At 54.0% G+C, this 16,956-nt stretch carries 19 protein-coding genes; 2 read left to right on the top strand and 17 right to left on the bottom strand.

All coding sequences use genetic code 11. The features are described from left to right. Positions 1-116: 116 nt before the first annotated feature. From DWX75_RS08655 to DWX75_RS08580, 16 genes are all read right to left on the bottom strand, one after another. Positions 117-1,130: an aliphatic sulfonate ABC transporter substrate-binding protein gene (locus tag DWX75_RS08655; protein WP_118015931.1), complete on the bottom strand. Its 1,014-nt coding sequence runs from the start codon at positions 1,128-1,130 to the stop codon at positions 117-119. 62 nt (positions 1,131-1,192) lie between these two features. Next, a complete protein-coding gene (locus tag DWX75_RS08650) occupies positions 1,193-1,618 on the bottom strand; it encodes an aconitase X swivel domain-containing protein (protein ID WP_118015930.1) in 426 nt (141 codons plus the stop codon). A gap of 18 nt (positions 1,619-1,636) precedes the next feature. Beyond that, positions 1,637-2,836, bottom strand: a complete 1,200-nt coding sequence (locus tag DWX75_RS08645; protein WP_118015929.1) for an aconitase X catalytic domain-containing protein — start codon at positions 2,834-2,836, stop codon at positions 1,637-1,639. A gap of 230 nt (positions 2,837-3,066) precedes the next feature. Then, positions 3,067-3,942: a MurR/RpiR family transcriptional regulator gene (locus DWX75_RS08640; protein WP_233519544.1), complete on the bottom strand. Its 876-nt coding sequence runs from the start codon at positions 3,940-3,942 to the stop codon at positions 3,067-3,069. Positions 3,943-4,026: 84 nt separating this feature from the next. Next, on the bottom strand, positions 4,027-5,271 hold the full coding sequence (locus DWX75_RS08635; RefSeq protein WP_118015927.1) for a lactate racemase domain-containing protein: 1,245 nt from the start codon (positions 5,269-5,271) through the stop codon (positions 4,027-4,029). Position 5,272: 1 nt separating this feature from the next. Beyond that, positions 5,273-6,094, bottom strand: coding sequence for an ABC transporter ATP-binding protein (locus DWX75_RS08630; RefSeq protein ID WP_199497565.1), 822 nt, complete (start codon positions 6,092-6,094; stop codon positions 5,273-5,275). Next, positions 6,087-6,437, bottom strand: a complete 351-nt coding sequence (locus tag DWX75_RS08625; RefSeq protein ID WP_118015925.1) for a P-II family nitrogen regulator — start codon at positions 6,435-6,437, stop codon at positions 6,087-6,089. Before DWX75_RS08625 ends, DWX75_RS08630 begins: the two co-directional genes overlap by 8 nt. Then, entirely contained in the window at positions 6,437-6,763 is a 327-nt protein-coding gene (locus DWX75_RS08620; RefSeq protein ID WP_118015924.1) for a P-II family nitrogen regulator, read from the bottom strand. Before DWX75_RS08620 ends, DWX75_RS08625 begins: the two co-directional genes overlap by 1 nt. Beyond that, positions 6,760-7,737 carry a C-terminal binding protein gene (locus tag DWX75_RS08615; protein WP_158558782.1) on the bottom strand — a complete coding sequence of 326 codons (978 nt, stop codon included), beginning with the start codon at positions 7,735-7,737 and terminating at the stop codon, positions 6,760-6,762. The genes DWX75_RS08620 and DWX75_RS08615 overlap by 4 nt, the downstream gene beginning before the upstream one ends. Further along, complete coding sequence (locus tag DWX75_RS08610) at positions 7,730-8,527, bottom strand: ABC transporter ATP-binding protein (RefSeq protein WP_118015922.1); 798 nt, start codon at positions 8,525-8,527, stop codon at positions 7,730-7,732. The genes DWX75_RS08615 and DWX75_RS08610 overlap by 8 nt, the downstream gene beginning before the upstream one ends. Before the next feature lie 30 nt (positions 8,528-8,557). Next, the gene (locus DWX75_RS08605; RefSeq protein ID WP_118015921.1) at positions 8,558-9,343 is read right to left on the bottom strand and encodes an ABC transporter permease; all 786 of its coding nucleotides are present in this window, start codon (positions 9,341-9,343) and stop codon (positions 8,558-8,560) included. A 188-nt stretch (positions 9,344-9,531) separates the two neighbouring features. After that, complete coding sequence (locus DWX75_RS08600; protein WP_118015920.1) at positions 9,532-11,031, bottom strand: APC family permease; 1,500 nt, start codon at positions 11,029-11,031, stop codon at positions 9,532-9,534. A 59-nt stretch (positions 11,032-11,090) separates the two neighbouring features. Then, positions 11,091-11,867 carry an ethanolamine ammonia-lyase subunit EutC gene (gene eutC / locus DWX75_RS08595; RefSeq protein ID WP_118015919.1) on the bottom strand — a complete coding sequence of 259 codons (777 nt, stop codon included), beginning with the start codon at positions 11,865-11,867 and terminating at the stop codon, positions 11,091-11,093. After that, positions 11,864-13,237, bottom strand: coding sequence for an ethanolamine ammonia-lyase subunit EutB (locus DWX75_RS08590; protein ID WP_118015918.1), 1,374 nt, complete (start codon positions 13,235-13,237; stop codon positions 11,864-11,866). Before DWX75_RS08590 ends, eutC begins: the two co-directional genes overlap by 4 nt. Positions 13,238-13,253: 16 nt before the next feature. Then, entirely contained in the window at positions 13,254-14,654 is a 1,401-nt protein-coding gene (locus DWX75_RS08585; protein ID WP_118015917.1) for an ethanolamine ammonia-lyase reactivating factor EutA, read from the bottom strand. A 173-nt stretch (positions 14,655-14,827) separates the two neighbouring features. Further along, the gene (locus DWX75_RS08580) at positions 14,828-15,700 is read right to left on the bottom strand and encodes a helix-turn-helix domain-containing protein (protein ID WP_158558781.1); all 873 of its coding nucleotides are present in this window, start codon (positions 15,698-15,700) and stop codon (positions 14,828-14,830) included. A 230-nt stretch (positions 15,701-15,930) separates the two neighbouring features. Here DWX75_RS08580 and DWX75_RS08575 point away from each other — a divergent pair, with 230 nt between their 5' ends. Together DWX75_RS08575 and DWX75_RS08570 are read left to right on the top strand one after the other, a co-directional pair. Continuing rightward, the gene (locus tag DWX75_RS08575; protein WP_118015957.1) at positions 15,931-16,071 is read left to right on the top strand and encodes a type II toxin-antitoxin system HicA family toxin; all 141 of its coding nucleotides are present in this window, start codon (positions 15,931-15,933) and stop codon (positions 16,069-16,071) included. 26 nt (positions 16,072-16,097) lie between these two features. Further along, positions 16,098-16,520, top strand: coding sequence for a type II toxin-antitoxin system HicB family antitoxin (locus DWX75_RS08570; protein WP_118015915.1), 423 nt, complete (start codon positions 16,098-16,100; stop codon positions 16,518-16,520). A 179-nt stretch (positions 16,521-16,699) separates the two neighbouring features. Here DWX75_RS08570 and DWX75_RS08565 read toward each other — a convergent pair whose 3' ends face one another. Continuing rightward, positions 16,700-16,900 carry a RepB family protein gene (locus DWX75_RS08565; RefSeq protein ID WP_118015956.1) on the bottom strand — a complete coding sequence of 67 codons (201 nt, stop codon included), beginning with the start codon at positions 16,898-16,900 and terminating at the stop codon, positions 16,700-16,702. Between the last annotated feature and the right edge of the window lie 56 nt (positions 16,901-16,956).

Raw genomic sequence — 16,956 nt, 5'->3', positions numbered from 1 at the left:
GCTGATCGCCTCACATTTCTCATCCGGAATACAAGTTACGAATCACATCGATACTGCCTGCCGTATCGTCATGTCGATACAGCAGGCAGCAGGATGATGTCGACGAATATCATGGATTAAAGGAAAGAACCATCGATGACGGAGTTCGGGTCAACCGGCTTATCGATGAGCTTGAGCTCCACCCAGAGATCCGAGGCCATCTTGACGACCTTGTAGAACTCGCCGGGATTATCCTTGGTCCCGAAATAGGCCTTGTTGCCGGCTTCATCATAGAACGTGACATCGTTCAGTTCCTTCTTGACATTTTCCGGCTTCTCGCCGAGGTGCTTCGCGAGGATTTCCGTAGCCTCATCCGGATGTTCCTTCAGGAAATTGATGGAATCATACCAGGCTGCCACAATCCCCTTGACGGCATCCGGATGTGCTTCGATGAAATCCTTGCGCATCGCAAAGGTGTCGACGATGATGCCAGGCGTCTGCTTGCTGTCCATGATTGTATGGCCGAAATCCGTGTTGGCGGCTTTTGAGAGCCACGGCTGCCACGTGATGGCCGCATCAACCTTGCCCGAGATGAACGCCGCACCGGCATCACCGGCGGCCATGTTCTGCACATCGAAGTCCTTGAGGCTCATGCCCTTCTGATGCAGGAGATACTGGAACCAGAAGAAATCGGCGCCGCCCGTCGTATCCAGAGCGATCTTCTTGCCCTTGAGCGACTCGATGGTCGGATATTCTTTCTTGGCGATGATGCCGTCGCCGCCAGACGAGGTATCAAGAGCCAGGACCTGCGCGATATCAATACCGGCACTGGCATTGACGACATGCGTGTCGGCCGTGGTCGAAACGCCCTGGATCTTATTGGCCGCCAGGGCACTCTTGCTGTCTGCCTTCGATTCGATGGACTGAATCTTGACATTGACACCGTGGTCCTTGAAGAAGCCCTTATCTTCTGCAATGTAGAACGGAGCAAAACCGATCCAGGAAGACTGGCCGATGATGACCTCATTGCCCGCATCCCCGGAGGATGATGCGGACGAACTCTCTTTTGATGAAGAACCGCATCCAGCTGCCATGGCCGTCATGGAAACAGCCAGCGCTACTGACAGCATCTTTTTCCAAATCGTCTTCATGTTCATTCCCTCCCATGCATGTGTATCCAATCCTCTAAGCTGGAATCTATCCTTAAGCGGCATCAGAGCAAGGTCAGCTTGCCTGCATCCGCATTAAGTTCTGCTTCTCTGCCATCGAGATCCCCCGCTTCGGCTGCGGCATAAAAATCTGCCGGCATGCGGTTAACGACCGGGATATCGAAAATGATGGCACTCGCCGCCAGGGTCGTATCGGCATGCTCGACGATCATGCCGGCCGGGCCCATGCCCGTGAGCTTCAGCTGATACATGCCGTCTGCCTGTACGACGGAACTCCCCTTGCCATACGGGAATACCAGGATCTTATCCGTGATGGACTGACCGTAGAGACAGTGTTCACGTTCGATGACCCTGCCCGTTTTCGGATCGATCAGGTAAAAGCAAATGGGGTCTTTCGAGTAAAGCAGCTGCCCTTTGCCATGACCATCGGCGATCTTATGGCAGCTCAGTACGTTTTTATCTTCATTCATGGCACTCACTCCCCTTTCTCAATAGCGGCCTTCCAGGGCAGCCGTAACGCTGTCTTTCAACGGAGCGATGACGAATTCCATCTGACGGCGTTTCGTGTAATAGGCACATTTTGGAGAATCCGTGATGCCCTTCTTCCCGTAAAGGAATTTCCAGCAGGGCTGATCCATGCACGTGTCGTCGATGATGTAGCCGCCAGCCTGGCGGATGATTTCTTCATAGCCCATCTTCTGAGCCAGATTCTTCGTCAGCGAAGAGGTCATGATGAAAAGCGGCACAGCCAGCGTTTTGCCCTTCACCATCTCGGCCACGGTCGTCACCTGATCGATGGTGAAATGCGGGCAGCCGTAAAGGGCAAAATCGATTTTGCCGCCCGGCGCACTCAGTTCCTCCCGCATGGCATCCAGCTCCGGCCGCGTGATCGTGACCTCTTTCTGCGGCTTCCTGCCCTGGAAGGCCGCTTCGCGGGTCGGGGCCTCCGGCGTAAAGCCAACGATGTGGTAAAGCGCCACATTGCCGCCCGTATTCAGTTCAGCGCCCAGATTCATGAGCGCCTCTTTCGACGGCCCTGTGATGCCCTCGAAGACCGGCACGGCAAATCCCGTCTTGCGCGGCGTCAGGTAACCGAGCATCTGGTAATCAAAATCATCCTGCAAATCCGCGTCTACATGAACCAGGACCTCGCCGGCACGATTCTCATCGAGCAGGAATCCATAATAAGGGGTCACGCCCGTGACGGCCGAGCAAAGGGCACTCTGCGCGGATTCACGATTCGAGCGCGCACCGTAGACGGAATTGACGAACGGCGTGGCACTGGATTCCGAAAAGGCAATCGTCTCACCAAAGCGCGGCACATTGCGTTCCAGATACGGCGTGCAATCGTATGTCATGATGGCACCCAGTTTGGTATAGGCAGCATGCGTACGCTTGACGATGGCCAGGTCCTCTGCCTCCAGCTGCGTGAATTCTTCACAGGCGCGCCAGTTGAAACTCGGGTTGACAGTGGGACGGACGCGGCAGACAGCACCGCCTTTCGCCAGGCGTTCCGCGAACCAGAGATCCGCTTCCTGGTTGCTCAAGGCCACATGGGTTCGTGTCACCGGCACCATGTACGGAGCGTCATAAGCTTCGCCAATAGCCACCAGGACTTTCATGGCCAGGCTCGTTCCCTCACCATACGCACCTGCCAGCATGGCTTTTTCCTCTTTCGTCAGCTTCATATTCCAGCCCCCTCGGTATAAATGGTCATTGTTAATGATTTCATTTTTATTCTTATATATTGATGAAATCATTAACAACAAGAAAAACGAAAAGGCGTTCAAGACAATTTTGCTTGTCTTGAACGCCTTTGTTCTCTTGATGTCTATAGAATAACACTACGCATCAGCCATGTCAACGTCTTATTTTAAGTATACATTGTCCATGACAGTCCATATCAAAACGACAAATATTATTTTGTAAAATACACACGATCCCGCCGTTCCATCGCTTCAATGGCTTCAATGCGAGCGCCCAGCTGCGGCATGCGGCCGGCTGCATCTCGCAGCATCAGGTTCAGGAATGCCAGCGGCGTGCTGTAGATATCAAACAGCGAGGCCGTGGTGACCGGCACGCAGACCGTATGCGCGGCAATGTCCACCATGGGAGAAAGACGGCTGTCGGTCAGGGCACAAAGAGAGAACCCGCCTTTCTTGAGCGCCCGACATTTCTGGATGAGCGTCTGGGAATATCGCGGAAAGGCAACGGCAATGACATTCGTATGAGCCGGATCCAGAAGCTCGAGCGTCCCCCATTCATCGGTTCCCGGCACGACAACAGAAACATCTGCTCGCATCTTGTGCAGGATGTAGGCAGCATACGGAAGAAGCGTTGCCGACATACGGGCGGACAACAGGATCAGCGGATGGGGAGCCGTCACCATCGATACCATCGCCTCGTAATCTTCCCCCTGCATGATTTCTTCCAGGCTGTTGAGATTGCCGAGCTCGACATCCAGGATGGAACGAACCTGGCTGACCTCATGATGATTGCCTTTATGAGAACTGTTGCTGTACTGCAATCGCTCAGGGCCTGTGAGCTGCTTGCTGACCAGGCGCTGCAGACTGCGCAGGAAATCGTTGTAGCCGCGATAGCCCAGCATCATGAAGAAACGGGATACACTGCCCTGCGATACCCCCATCGCATCGGCCAGTTCGCTGGCCGTCATGAAAATCACTTGCAGATAGTTCTTTTCGAGATACAAGGCAATCTTTTGATTCGTCGGAGAATGCTTTGCGACGCGCATCAGCATCCCCTGCAATTCTTCCGGCGTCTGAAAGGATGTCATACGTTTCCCCCCTCTCATTTCGCACATTTTTTCTATTTTCGTATCGTAAGGTGCTTCTATTATAATGCTTCCACGGCAGTCCCGTCAAACCGGCCCCTGGCACGTGAGCTGCGGATTCCGGAAAACGACGGGAAGCAAGGCTTCTGATACTTCAATCTCGGCCAGCTGCAAGGTGTTCTTGATGCGGACCACGCGCAAATGATCCCGGTCCGCATGGCGGCAGGTCTTGATGGCAATCCGCAGCGCTTCTTCCTCATTCTTCGCCATCAGGGGAATCCTCGCGTCCTCAATGCAGCGGCAGGCAATGGCATTCGTGTAAATGGCGGGCAAATCCAGTTTGGGAAAGATCCGCTTGAGCATGACATCGAACAAACCGATGCCGATGCCGTTGCCGTGTGAAGCATCCGTGATGTCCAGCAGGACCATGCGCTCGATTTCAGGGATAGGCACCAGGAATTTATCGCGGGCCGAGCTGCGGCCGACAATGTTGGGGTCAAAGCCTGCTCCCGACACATCCTTTCCCATTTCCTCCATCACCAGCACATCGATCTGCGGGATCATCAGACGCGGCATATAGACAATGGCACGCCTGACGAGCTGCTTTTCCTGCTCCAGCAGGGTATCTGCCGGCAGCACAGACAAGTCAGCCGTTTCGTCATAGGCATTTTCCAGGATGGCCACACCGAAGGCCACGGGTGCCACGGACAAGATTTTCCGGGCAGCCTCCTCCAGGATGGCAGCAAAATGCTCCGGCGGTGTCTCATGGATGCTGGAACAGCCGCGTTGATTCCCGAGGCCGATCACCAGCATCTTGGCCAAGCCGCTCTGCAAGTCGCCAATAAAATCGGTATGCAGCTTGATGCGGTTGATGGGCACGATCCGGTCGGCATGCAGGGCCGCCTGATCAAAATAAAGGGGACGGCCATCGCGCAGATGCCCGATGACCTCCGTGTCAACAGAAGTCACAACGGGAACGCCCATCGCCGCCTCCGTGATGCCGTAGCCAGCAAGCACGGCCCGCTGCCCCTCCTCCGTGCCGCCGCCATGACTCCCCATGGCACTGACAATAAAGGGAAATGCCCCCAGATCCTTTAAGCTCTGCAAGACCGTCTTGACGATAAGCGGCAAGTTGGCAATGCCGCGGCTTCCCACCGCCACTGCCACCTTCATCCCCGGCTTTATCGCATCACGGACGGATTGCGTCTCCAGCTGCCCGCGCAGCAATGGCACAATCTGCCTCTCGGACAGATGGGCCGCGGGGAAATCCTGGCGCACGCGGTACATCTTCGGCAGCGGATATTCATAATCGGAAGGCAAAAGCAAGGCCATATCATACGCTTCCTTCCTGCTGATCCAGCATGGCATTGATTTTCATGCGCAAGGCGACAAAATCTTCCCGTTCCTTCAAATCCTGGGTACGATTATACGGCAGATAGATGGGAATCAATTTCTTGACCCTGCCCGGCCTTGCCGACATGACATAGATTTTCGTTGCCAGAAATACGGCTTCTTCAATATCATGCGTGACAAACGCAATCGTAGGGCGTTCCTGCTGCCAGATGCTGCGGATCAGCTGCTGCATCTGTGCTTTCGTGATGGGGTCCAGTGCACCGAAGGGCTCGTCCATCAGGATAAGCTCGGGTTTCGTCGCCAAAGCCCTTGCAATCGCCACGCGCTGCTTCATGCCGCCGGAAAGCTCTCTGGGATACGCATCGCGGAAGTTCTCCAGATGCATCGTGTGCAGATAGCGCGTAATGATCGCTTCCCGTTCCATCTTGCTGAGCCCCTTTTCCTTCAGGCCATAGCCGATATTATCCGCGACGGTCAGCCAGGGAAAGAGCGTATACGTCTGGAACACCATGCCGCGATCCGGGCCAGGGCCCGTCACTGGCCGGTCCTTGATGACGATCTTCCCCTGCGTGGGGAAATCCAGGCCGGCTAGCATGCGCAGCAGCGTGGATTTGCCGCAGCCGGACGTGCCGACAATGCAGACGAATTCGTTTTCCAGGACCTCGATGTTGCAGTCATCCAAGGCCAACGTCACTTTATGGTCATTCTGATACCGTTTCGTGATATGCGAAGCCGTGATGATGGAAGACGCAACCTGTGCTTCCAGCGGCTGCGCCTGTGTTTGGAACGCATGCTCAGACAAGGACATCATCCCCCTGCTCTCCGGTGCGGACACGCAAGGCATTCTCTACCGGCAGGACGAAGATCTTGCCGTCGCCCGGATGCCCGGTTGAATTGTCTTCCAGCAGCAAGCCGACGACCGTCTTGACGTCTTCATCGCGCACCACCATCTCAATCAGGCGCTTGGCGACAAACTCAATACCGACCACTTCCCGCTCTTCTTCACCTTCCGTATGAAAAACGACTTTCTTCCTGCCCCGCCCGAGCACTTCCTTGGTCGACATGGCAGAAAAACCATGGCCGATCAAACGATGTTTTGTAGCAAAGTAACGGCTGGGGCGAATGATTGCCATGATTTCTTTCATCAAAGTCCCTCCTCACCACTGGAAACTGTATAGGCAGCTGCAACATCGCTCAAAAAGATCTTGCCGTCACCATACGCACCATTTTCCTTCGTACGCGCTTCCTGCTCAATGGTTTTGATGACCTCATCCGTATCGGCATCTTCCACGACGAGCACCAGCATCTCCTTCGGGATCTCATCGTAATAGACATCGCCCACTTTCAGTCCGCGCTGCTTGCCGCGTCCCAGGACGTTGATACGCGTCACGGAATTATGGCCTTTTTCACTCAGGGCCGTGAGTACCGGCAAGACTTTATCGGGACGGATAACCGCTTTGATCATTTTCATGAGAATCTCTCCTTTCCTGTTTCCTGCAAAGCCTGAACGATATGCTCTGCAGCACGCCGCCTCAGTTCATGAACGGCCCGTGGCGAATAATAAGCAATATGCGGCGTAACGATGATTCCCGGCGTATGCAGGACCGGGTCATCTGGACGAGGCGGCTCCTGCTCCAAGACATCGAGAACGGCTCCCGCGATTTCCTGCCGGCGCACGGCCTGCAGCAAAGCCGCCGTATCGACGATACCGCCGCGCGCCGTATTGATGAGGATGGCTGTTTCCTTCATCTGCCGCAGCTGCTCCGCCCGGATGAAATGGTGCGTAGATGCCTCATACCGCAGATGCAGACTCACAACGTCAGCCGAAGCCAGGCCATCTGACAGCTCTTTATACCTTGCGCCGCACGCCTCTGCTCTGGCAGGTGTCAGGCTAGGGCTCCAGGCACTCACGATCATGCCGGATGTCCGGGCCCGGGCGGCGACCGCCTGGCCGATACGTCCGAAACCGACAAGGAAAAGCTCTCTTGGGGAAGACGCGCGAACGGCCTGCACGGCCGCCAGCCCCCAGATTCCGCTGCGGGTTGCCTGCTCATAGAGGTGCAGAGGCCGTCCCCATTCCCGAATGGCCGACAGAACATACTGCGCGATCTCTGCCGCACAGTAGCCGGAGACGCCGGTCACGAGGATCTGACGGGCCATGGCCGCCGCCGTATCGATATTATCGATGCCCGTACCATAATTGGAAATGATGCGGCAGCATGGCAGCTGTGCAATGCGTTCTTCCGTCATCCCGACATCAATCTGTGTGAGCAGGGCCACCGCACGCCGGCCATAAGCGGGAACATCCCGCTCGTAATCCGCCGGCCTGGAATGAACGACATCACACCACGGCAGGGCACGGGCGAATATCTGCCGTTCCAGCTCGTAATCCGGCCATTCTTCATCGAGAATCCAGATGCAGGGCACCTGGTCCTGCTCAGGCATCCATCTCCTTTTCCTCATGCTCCTGCATCTCCTCGTAAATCATGCCCAGGATATCGCGCTTATACTGGAGGAAACGCGGGTCGCTCTTGATGTAGAAATCCCGGTCACGCGGCAGATTGACATCCACGATTTCCCGGATGGCCCCTGGATGGGACTTCATCACGACAATGCGGTCTGCCATGAAAACGGCTTCCTCGATATCGTGCGTGACCATCACGACGGTTTTCGGATGTTTCCGCCAGACTTCCAGCGTGAGTTCCTGCATATGGCCACGCGTCTGTGCATCCAGTGCGCCAAACGGCTCATCAAGAAGAAGACTGTCCGGATTCGTGGCCAAGGCTCTCGCTATGGCCACGCGCTGCTTCATGCCGCCGGACAACTCCTTCGGATAAGCAGCTTCAAACCCTTCCAACCCGACGTCTTTCAAATATTGCTTAACGGTAGCCTCCCGTTCTTTTGCCGGCACCTTCAATTCCTTCAGGCCGTATTCCACATTCTTGTAGACATTGAGCCACGGGAAAAGCGTATAGGCCTGGAACACCATGCCACGATCCGGCCCCGGTCCTTCGATCCGCTGTCCGCCGACAAAGATATTCCCGGTCGTCGGCTCCAGGAAACCGGCCAGCATGCGCAAGAGCGTCGACTTGCCACAGCCCGAGGCCCCGAGTATCGCGATGAATTCATTCTTACGAATCTCCAGATTAATCTCCTGCAGAGCCTGTATCTTCTTTTTGCCGTTGTCATAACATTTTGTCACACCCTTGATGCGATACATGATATTCTTTTCCATAACGATCCCTCCCTGTATGAGTTGCAGCCTTTATTCACTCCAACGGAAAAAGACTTTGTTCATGAGCTTGAACACGCAATCGAAGAACAAGCCCAGAAGGCCGATGGCCAGCAGTCCGACGAAGATATTGCCGACATTCAGCATGCGCTGCGACTGGATCATCATATAGCCAATACCGGCCGAAGCACCGACCATCTCCGCTACGACGACGTACGTCCAGGCCCAGCCGAGAACCATGCGCAGCGAATCCAGGATATGCGGCATGCTGGCCGGCAGGATGACTTTCCAGAGCACGTGCGAGGGCTTCGTGCCCAGCGTGTAAGAAACTTCCACCAAATCATGCGGTACCTTGCGCACATCAACGGCGACCATCAGGAGAAGCTGCGGCAGACTGCCCATGATGATCAGGGCAATCTTCTCGGATTCATCAATGCCGATCCAGAGGATGAAGAGCGGGATGAACGCCGTGGCCGGCAGGTAACGGACAAACGACATCAGCGGTTCAATCAGGGCATCGATTGGGGCATATGTGCCGATCAGCAGCCCCAGCGGCAAAGCCACCACGGCCGAAATCAGGAAGCCGGCCAGGACACGATACGTCGAGATGCCGATATCCTTGATGAAATCATGCGTCTCAAAGAGCTGCACGGCCGAATCCACCGTATGTTGAGGCGTTGGCATGAAGGACGGATCAACGATGCCGGCATTCGTCAAGAAAAACCAAGCGAAAAACACAAAAGCAAACGTCAATACCGCCAAGACCGTATAGGCGTGCTTACTGATACTTCCCTGTGGAATAAACACTCTCTGTTTCATAGCCACTCCCCCCGATTGATATTAATCGAATAATCAATTGTCATCTATAAATGATGGATTCATTCATAGACAGATAAAAGAAAAAGCAACCAAACTTCGAGAATCCGAAGCTCCGTTGCTTTTATGGTTTTATGATAGCTCGCAGGATACGATCTGTCAATCCTATTTCTCTATGAACTCTGTATACTTTAGAGCAGGCTTCCCAGCGCGAAGGCACCGGAAGCAGCCACGAAGACGATGACGGCGCCCCACTTCCAGTAGCGGTATTCCTTGTTGAGGCTGGCCATCTCCTCTGCATCCGGAGCATTCAGGACGAGTTCGGATGCTTCCAGCTCCTTCGCGGCTTCCGGCATCGGTCTGTTGCGCACTTCAAAGAAATAGTAAGCCAGGCAGGCCGCGCACAGGACCAGATTGTATGGCAGTGCAGACCAGTCAACGGCCAGGACCATGACGACGCCGTAAACGATCAGATTGACCACGGCGCCAACCGTTCCGAGCGGCGCGACCCAGGGACGCGCAAGATCCGGTTCTTTCTTGTACAGGAAGATATACGAAAGGAAGCCAATCATGTAACAGATCATCTGCGAAAAGGCGCACATGGCAGCGATGATGGCAATGGAGCCGGACCAGATCAGGAACAGGGCGATGACGCCAATGGTCAGGACAGCCACATATGGGCTCTTGTATTTCGGATGCAGCTTGCCAAGGACCTTCGGGAAACAGCCGTCCTTTGACATCGTGTACATGTATCTTGACGGCCCCGTGATGCAGGGATTCATCGTGGAGAAGTCACCGCCGAACGTAATGCCCAGGCACAGGATAATGGCGGGCAGGCCGACGATGCCGGCCGCATTCATGGCCGAAGCGAAGGGCGCCGTGGCACCGGATACCTCACTCACCATGTCGAGCGGCGTGATACCGATGAGGAACCAGTAAAACAGGGCATTGACACCATAGACGATGAACGGAGAGATAATCAGAGCACGCGGAATCGTAATCTGAGGGAATTCGATTTCCGAGCCCATGCCGACGACCGTCTCGAAGCCGGCAAAGCACCACCAGACGGCAACGATCAGCTGTGCCATCGACGTGACTTCATGCGGGATACCGGCAAAAAGAGGCATGAAATTGGCAAAATCCACATCCTTCAGGACATTGAAGAACCAGATGGTGGACATGCCCCAGAAGAAGAACATGAACGCATTCTGGAATTTACCCGCCGCCTTGATGCCGAAATAGTTGATCAGGACAAATAGAACGATCAGCCCCGAAGCGAGCACCTTCTCATTGACCGGGCTCGTATAGCCCAGGAAGTTCAGCAGGCAGCCGAAGTAATTGGCAAAGGCCAGGGCTTCAGCGCCCGCGATGCCGATCTGGGCCACGGTATAATTCCAGCTGCAGAAGATGCCGACCGGATAGCTGATGGCACGCTTCGCAAACGCATACGTACCGCCGGCCAAGGGCAGTGCTGCGCCCATCTCGCCATACAGCAAGGACGGCCACAGGACCATTAGAAAGGCAATAATCGTCGCGATAATGGCAGAAGTTCCCATGCTGACGGCAGCAGCGGAACCCGTTGTGAACAGACCGACGCCAATGACAGCACCTGTCGTAATCGTGATGCACGAAGACAGGCTCAACGCACGCTCCAGTCTGGGTTCTGAAACAGCAACAGCAGAAGTAGACATGATCACCACTCCTTTTCATACAGTTCATTCTGAGATGCTGCGATACAAAGATGTATGCTTCACAGTTTCAAGGCAGCTCCGCTTTTCTTCTCTCGCATCAGGACACCGCACCAGTCGACAATCTGGGCCGCCGCTTCGATAGCGGGCGTGCCGCCCGCATAGATATTGGAAATGACGGTCCGCTGCGACTCCGGTTTTTTCGTGCTGGCTTCATAGGCCATGTAGCAGCTCATGCTCTGATTCGTGATGAGTCCCGGCCGTTCGCCAATCAGCTGTACGATGACTTTCGCATGGAGTGCCTCGCTGATGGAATCCATCGTCGCCACACGCCCATGCCTGATGTAAATCGGCGTTCCGAGGGAATACCCCCGTGCCTTCAAACCATCCAGCATCACCTCGTATACGTCCAACGCATTCTCTTCAATCGCATAGGCGCTCAGGCCATCTACGATCAGGATCTGGACATCTATGTCATGCCTGCAGTTCTTCTTCAGGAAATCCATCGTCGCCGATGAGAAGATTCGTCCCAGGTCGGGTCTTTTGATATACGCTTCTTTGCTCTTGGCACAAGTCTCGACTTTGACAAAGCCATACGGATCAAAAATGATATCATCCACTTCCTTCCAGACCGAATCCATGGCAGCCGCATGATCCGACAGATAGCGAAGGTAGCTTTCCGTCCGATAACTCGAACCGGCTTTCCCCACGCAGATCCTGGCATTCGTGCTGCCCTTGATGGCCCTGCAGGCTTCCAGATTGCAGGGATGCTGGATCGTGACACGCGTATGATAATCGATGGCGGATATATCCCGCACAAAACCATCTTCATCCTTCATAACGCTCCCCCCTTCCAGAAGATTGAAGGATCTCCCGCCCGCTCGGTCAAGCGGCCGTCCTCCATGATTCCCAGGCGTTCCATCGCCTGTTCGAATTCCCGGATGGGCCGTTTGCCGGTCACTTCGCGGATGGAAGCAATATCATGGAAACTCGTCGTCTGATTCATCAGCATGACATCATCCGCGAGCGGGATGCCCATGATGTAATTGCCTCCTGCCATGGCAACCAGCATGGCCAGGTTATCGGAATCATTCTGATCCGAATTCATGTGATTCGTATGGCAGCAATCCACCCCCATCGGGATGCCTGTGAGCTTGCCCATGAAATGATCCTCGAGTCCCGCCCGGATGGTCTGCTTGCCGTCGTACAGGTACTCCGGCCCGATAAAGCCGACCACCGTGTTGACCAGGAACGGATGGTACCGCTTGGCCATGGCATAGCAGCGGGCTTCCAATGTAACCTGATCCACGCCGTGATGGGCTTCCAAGGAGAGTTCCGAGCCCTGGCCCGTCTCGAAATACATGAAATTGGGACCATGCGAATGTTTTCGCTCTTTCATGCAGGCATACGCTTCATCCATGAGTGTCAGGCTTATGCCGAAGCCGCGGTTGGCATCCTCAGTCCCGGCCAGGCTCTGGAACATGAGGTCCATGGTGGTTTCCGGCCGCTTCAGAGCCTCCATCTGCGTCGTCACATGGGCCAGCACGCAGTTCTGGGTCGGGATGTCCCAGGTTTCCATGAATTCGGTGAACTCCCCGAGAATTCTCTGAACCGTATCGACATCATCGCTGACCGGATTCAGGCCGATGACCGCATCGCCAATCCCATAGCTGATTCCCTCGTAAACAGAAGCCATGATGCCGCGGATATCATCCTTGGCGTTGTTTGGCTGCAGCCTTCCGGCAAAAACACCAGGCAGGCCGATGGTTGTATTGCAGGTAGCTGTCACAGGCATCTTGGCCGCGATACAGATGAGATTCATATTGCTCATCAATTTCGTGACGGCGGCAATCATTTCAGCTGTCAGACCGCCGCGGATGGAAGCAATGGTTTTTGTGTCTGCCGCCAGCAGGAACTCGCGGAACTCCCCCACGCTCATGGAAGCGATCTTGGCAAAGGCCTCCTCATCAACGGCATCTTCTTCCAGGCGGGTGATTTCGTCCGCCTCATAGGGGATGCAGGGATTTTCCCGCAGTTCCTTCAGCGTGACTTCTGCCAGCACGACTTTTGCCGCCACCCGCTCAGCAGCGGAATCAGCACCAATGCCGGCCAGGGAATCTCCTGTCTTTTCTTCATTGGCCTTGGCCATGACATCGTTCAAGTCGCGAAACTCGTAGGTATGATTCAATAATTTTGTCTTTAAGCGCATGGGTGATTCCCTTCTCTCAATTCTTGAAAATCAGCATCTTGAGGACAAGCAGGACGCTGCCGCCAACGGGTTTGCAAAAATCGATGTACATGCCGTCGGTCGCCCGGACGTTATCAACGCACAGGAAGCCCTGCGCCTCATCCCGGCAGATGGCCAGCGTCTGTCCCAGGACCTTGGCACAGTCACAAGGCAGCACCAGCAGCAGCCGGCGTCCGGATTCCTTCTCCCACTTCCACAAGGCCCTGGCCAGGAATTTGATTTCCTGATAACGCGGCTTCTTTAAATCCTGGATGCTCAGGCAGATATTGGCATCACCGGCATTCCGTGCCGCTTTTTGCCGGAGTCTCGTGAGAAACTTTTCCTCACCCTCTCCCTGACGATAGGGAATGGACACCACCGGAACATTCTTGAGCGGCAGCAGCTTTGCGTCGTAAAAGACCGTGCTGCCGCTCAGCTTCATGCTGTGTACGCCGGCCCCGATGACGGTCGCCCGGATGCGCTCCGGCACCTTGACGATAGGGATGCCGGCCTCGGCAAAACGCTGCCGGATGGTCAGCCCCAGCCGAGGACCGATATCGCCATACTGGTAAAAGAATGCGTTCTTGTCAGGAGCATCCTCCTGATAGACGAACTCGCCAACGCCGCCGGAAAAGGAACAGGCATCGACCGGCACGGGCTGCGGCGGATGATAGATCATCAGGCTCTCCTCCTCCGCGCCCGGGCTCCGGCCCTGAGCAATGCGGACGAGGATATCCGCGAACTCCCGGCAGATATGCTCTGCCTGCTGTGACGTCACCGTACTGCTGTCGGCATTTTCTTTCTGCAACATGTTATGGACGAATGGCGAACAGTACGTGACGCGATGCGATGCGTCAAACTGGATGAGCCGGCCGCCGATGTGGAGTGCATAGGCATCGACCAGCTTTCCTTTATCAAAGACAGCCGCATTCGCCGTACCGCCGCCAATGTCGAAATTGACCAGACGAATCAATTTTTCACGCGCCTTTTGCTGCGCACCGCTGCCGATACCGGCCAAGATCCCTTCCAAATCCGGACCGGCAATGGCAACGACCAAATCTCCGGCATATTCAGCCAGGGCTTCGGCAATACTGGCCGCATTCTCTTTGTTGGCGGCCTCCCCCGTGATGATCACGGCACCACTAGCCACATCCTCCCGCCGGATGCCTGACGTTTCGAACTCCCGATTCAGGATGGCCTTCAGGGCATCCATTGCCAGGAATTTTTGCTGGACAATCGGCGTCATGTAAATCCTGCCTTTATAAAGGATTTCCTTATCGACGATCTCCATCTGCGAAAGCTGGGATGCATACGAGGTGTCGTCCACGCTCAGACGGCTGTAGATGACTTGTGTCGTACTCGTGCCGATATCAATCCCCACGCTGATGAGCTGCTGCATCGCAGACGACCTCCTTTCCTGTAAGCTGCAAATAAAAAAGCGGGCAACGGGATAACCTTTCCGGCACCGTTGCTCGCTTTCGATGTTCTTATTATAGGCTGAACTGCGAAATAAAATAGAAAAAATCGGAACTCGCACAAAATATTTTCATGAAAACCTTATCCTGCCCGTTTTCAACAGGGAAACATGATGCTGCCGTTTTTCGATCCCCTCTGCCAGAAATCCTCTGTGCGGACCTGGCGGGAACTGCAGCCCATATACCGGCGGCAGTCGCGGTTCATATGGCTGAGGTCGTCGTAACCGGCAAACGCAGCCGCAGCCTCCAGATTCATATACGGATGCTGTGCCAACAGCAGCAGGACGTATTGCAGACGCAGCATCTGGCAGAATGATTTTGGAGAAATACCGATATAGTCCGTGAACAAATTGCGGATATAGCGGTCAGTATAGCCCGTATCCTCGGCCAGTACAGAAAGTTTCTCATTTCCCCGGGTCTGGTACATGCGCTTCGTGCAGTAACCCAGAAGCTTACTCTGCCCATCCTCCTGCAGACGCGCTGCCTGCAGGAACTTTGTTGCCACCGCGACACGTTCTTCGAAGGAACTCGTTGCCGTCAGACGCGACAGCAGGGAATCCCCTTCGGCAAAGAGATCTTCTATGTAGACCGGGCGCTCCACGATCTCCCGGATTGGATTTCGGAAGAACAGGCAGGTCGCACCGGGCATGAACCGGATGCCGAACAGGTACTCAATCTCGCCGAAGTAAAAATCCTTCTTGGCGCGTACACCAGTACTGATATAGCCATGAAAGACATCGCCGCTTTTCGTGAACATGAAATCCGTACAGCCATCGGGGATGGTCGGCAGCGCATAGTGCATGAAATCGGCGCCATCGATTTCATAGAAATCCGCTACGATGTCATCATGGACAAATTGATGATGGTATTCTGCGCCGAAGCGTTCAAATCCCGGCTGCCAGGGAATATAGCTTTCCTCTGAAAAAATCGCTTTGCGCTGCCACAGGCCGGCGTTTCTTGTCCGTTCCATATGCATCCCTCCTGTCAGCCCCGGGTACAAAAAAGAGCCGTTTCCTCACGAAAACGACTCCCTTGTCTTTGAATCAATTTGTTTACTTCTTATATTATTTTAAGATTTTCAGCACCGTTCTGTCAAGTACGTATCCCTGCAAAAGAAAAGAAAGCGCCGAACATGTACAGGCCAACGCCGAGGCCGAGGTCGAGCGCGATGACATACGTCGAGTTGACGCGTGTAATAATATGTGTTACCATGTCGGTGATCACCATCAGTTCAAGCATCCGACAAAGAAAGGCCGTGTAACAATCACGCATCCGCGTAAGGATATTCCACTAGGAACGTTCAAGAGTATCCTGGCACAGGCTGGCATTGTACTTCCCTGAGTGTTTGTAAAAGGAGTGACGATATAATGAAAGATGAATATATTTTCCCCGCAATCTTTCATGAAGCAGAAGACGGTATTTCCATTTATTTTCCTGATTTACCAGGATGTCTTCCTTGTGCTTCCGATATGGAAGAAGCCTTCCGAAATGCCAAAGAAGCACTACAGCTCCACATTTTTGGGATGGAAGAAGATGGCGAATCCATTCCCTCCCCTTCTTCTGTATCTTCTTTGACTTGCGGAAAAGGAGACAGTATTGCCATGATTCGGGCCTGGATGCCGCCGTTCCGAGAAAAAATGTTGAATAAATCAACGAACAAAACAGTTACCATTCCTCGCTGGCTGGATATTCTTGCAAAGAGAGAAAAAGTAAATTATTCTCATCTGTTGCAGGAAGCTCTGAAGACATACCTTGGGGTACAAGATTCTGCGGCACGACATTTTCAGTAATACTCCATGACATCAAAGAGGCTCTTTGTCCGATTGGCAGGTGCCTCTTTTTTGCCTGCGAAAGTGTATCTATTCTAGGACAGCAAAAAGCCCTCGTTTTCTTCTTATCTGGCCGATTCGAAGAAACGAGGACTTTTTCTGACCATTCTGGGCAGGTAGAAAGCGTCAACCGCGAATGATTAATTCAGAGAACGACGTTCTTTCGGAATTGCAAAATATTCATCCAAGCATTTTGTCAAGAAACGCTCTACTGCTACCGTTTTCGTCTGCCCTGACTCTTTACAGAAAGCTTCCAGCTTATCGCTGACAGGAGTGGCCAAACGGATATTTAAAATCTTTGCATCTTTCTTTTGCCTTGCCATAAGAATCACCTTTTTCATCGCATGAAGAATATCATAACTCAAACTTCGCAGTTGCTAAACTACTAATTTATTCT

The sequence above is a fragment of the Mitsuokella sp. AF21-1AC genome (assembly GCF_003458855.1).
In the GTDB taxonomy this organism is placed as follows: domain Bacteria; phylum Bacillota; class Negativicutes; order Selenomonadales; family Selenomonadaceae; genus Mitsuokella.
The sequence above is the reverse complement of the archived record's forward strand: the minus strand, read 5'-3'. Positions and strand labels throughout refer to the sequence as shown.

What these genes read in the sequence shown, in the direction of transcription:
- DWX75_RS08635 (WP_118015927.1), bottom strand. Translation starts at nt 5,271, where the DNA reads ATGGCCTTGCTTTTGCCTTCCGATTATGAATATCCGCTGCCGAAGATG.
- eutC (WP_118015919.1), bottom strand. Translation starts at nt 11,867, where the DNA reads ATGAAGGATGAAGATGGTTTTGTGCGGGATATATCCGCCATCGATTAT.
- DWX75_RS08625 (WP_118015925.1), bottom strand. Translation starts at nt 6,437, where the DNA reads ATGAAAGAAATCATGGCAATCATTCGCCCCAGCCGTTACTTTGCTACA.
- DWX75_RS08640 (WP_233519544.1), bottom strand. Translation starts at nt 3,942, where the DNA reads ATGACATCCTTTCAGACGCCGGAAGAATTGCAGGGGATGCTGATGCGC.
- DWX75_RS08655 (WP_118015931.1), bottom strand. Translation starts at nt 1,130, where the DNA reads ATGAAGACGATTTGGAAAAAGATGCTGTCAGTAGCGCTGGCTGTTTCC.
- DWX75_RS08605 (WP_118015921.1), bottom strand. Translation starts at nt 9,343, where the DNA reads ATGAAACAGAGAGTGTTTATTCCACAGGGAAGTATCAGTAAGCACGCC.
- DWX75_RS08565 (WP_118015956.1), bottom strand. Translation starts at nt 16,900, where the DNA reads ATGAAAAAGGTGATTCTTATGGCAAGGCAAAAGAAAGATGCAAAGATT.
- DWX75_RS08650 (WP_118015930.1), bottom strand. Translation starts at nt 1,618, where the DNA reads ATGAATGAAGATAAAAACGTACTGAGCTGCCATAAGATCGCCGATGGT.
- DWX75_RS08620 (WP_118015924.1), bottom strand. Translation starts at nt 6,763, where the DNA reads ATGAAAATGATCAAAGCGGTTATCCGTCCCGATAAAGTCTTGCCGGTA.
- DWX75_RS08580 (WP_158558781.1), bottom strand. Translation starts at nt 15,700, where the DNA reads ATGGAACGGACAAGAAACGCCGGCCTGTGGCAGCGCAAAGCGATTTTT.
- DWX75_RS08575 (WP_118015957.1), top strand. Translation starts at nt 15,931, where the DNA reads ATGTGTTACCATGTCGGTGATCACCATCAGTTCAAGCATCCGACAAAG.
- DWX75_RS08585 (WP_118015917.1), bottom strand. Translation starts at nt 14,654, where the DNA reads ATGCAGCAGCTCATCAGCGTGGGGATTGATATCGGCACGAGTACGACA.
- DWX75_RS08570 (WP_118015915.1), top strand. Translation starts at nt 16,098, where the DNA reads ATGAAAGATGAATATATTTTCCCCGCAATCTTTCATGAAGCAGAAGAC.
- DWX75_RS08600 (WP_118015920.1), bottom strand. Translation starts at nt 11,031, where the DNA reads ATGTCTACTTCTGCTGTTGCTGTTTCAGAACCCAGACTGGAGCGTGCG.
- DWX75_RS08615 (WP_158558782.1), bottom strand. Translation starts at nt 7,737, where the DNA reads ATGCCTGAGCAGGACCAGGTGCCCTGCATCTGGATTCTCGATGAAGAA.
- DWX75_RS08610 (WP_118015922.1), bottom strand. Translation starts at nt 8,527, where the DNA reads ATGGAAAAGAATATCATGTATCGCATCAAGGGTGTGACAAAATGTTAT.
- DWX75_RS08590 (WP_118015918.1), bottom strand. Translation starts at nt 13,237, where the DNA reads ATGCGCTTAAAGACAAAATTATTGAATCATACCTACGAGTTTCGCGAC.
- DWX75_RS08645 (WP_118015929.1), bottom strand. Translation starts at nt 2,836, where the DNA reads ATGAAGCTGACGAAAGAGGAAAAAGCCATGCTGGCAGGTGCGTATGGT.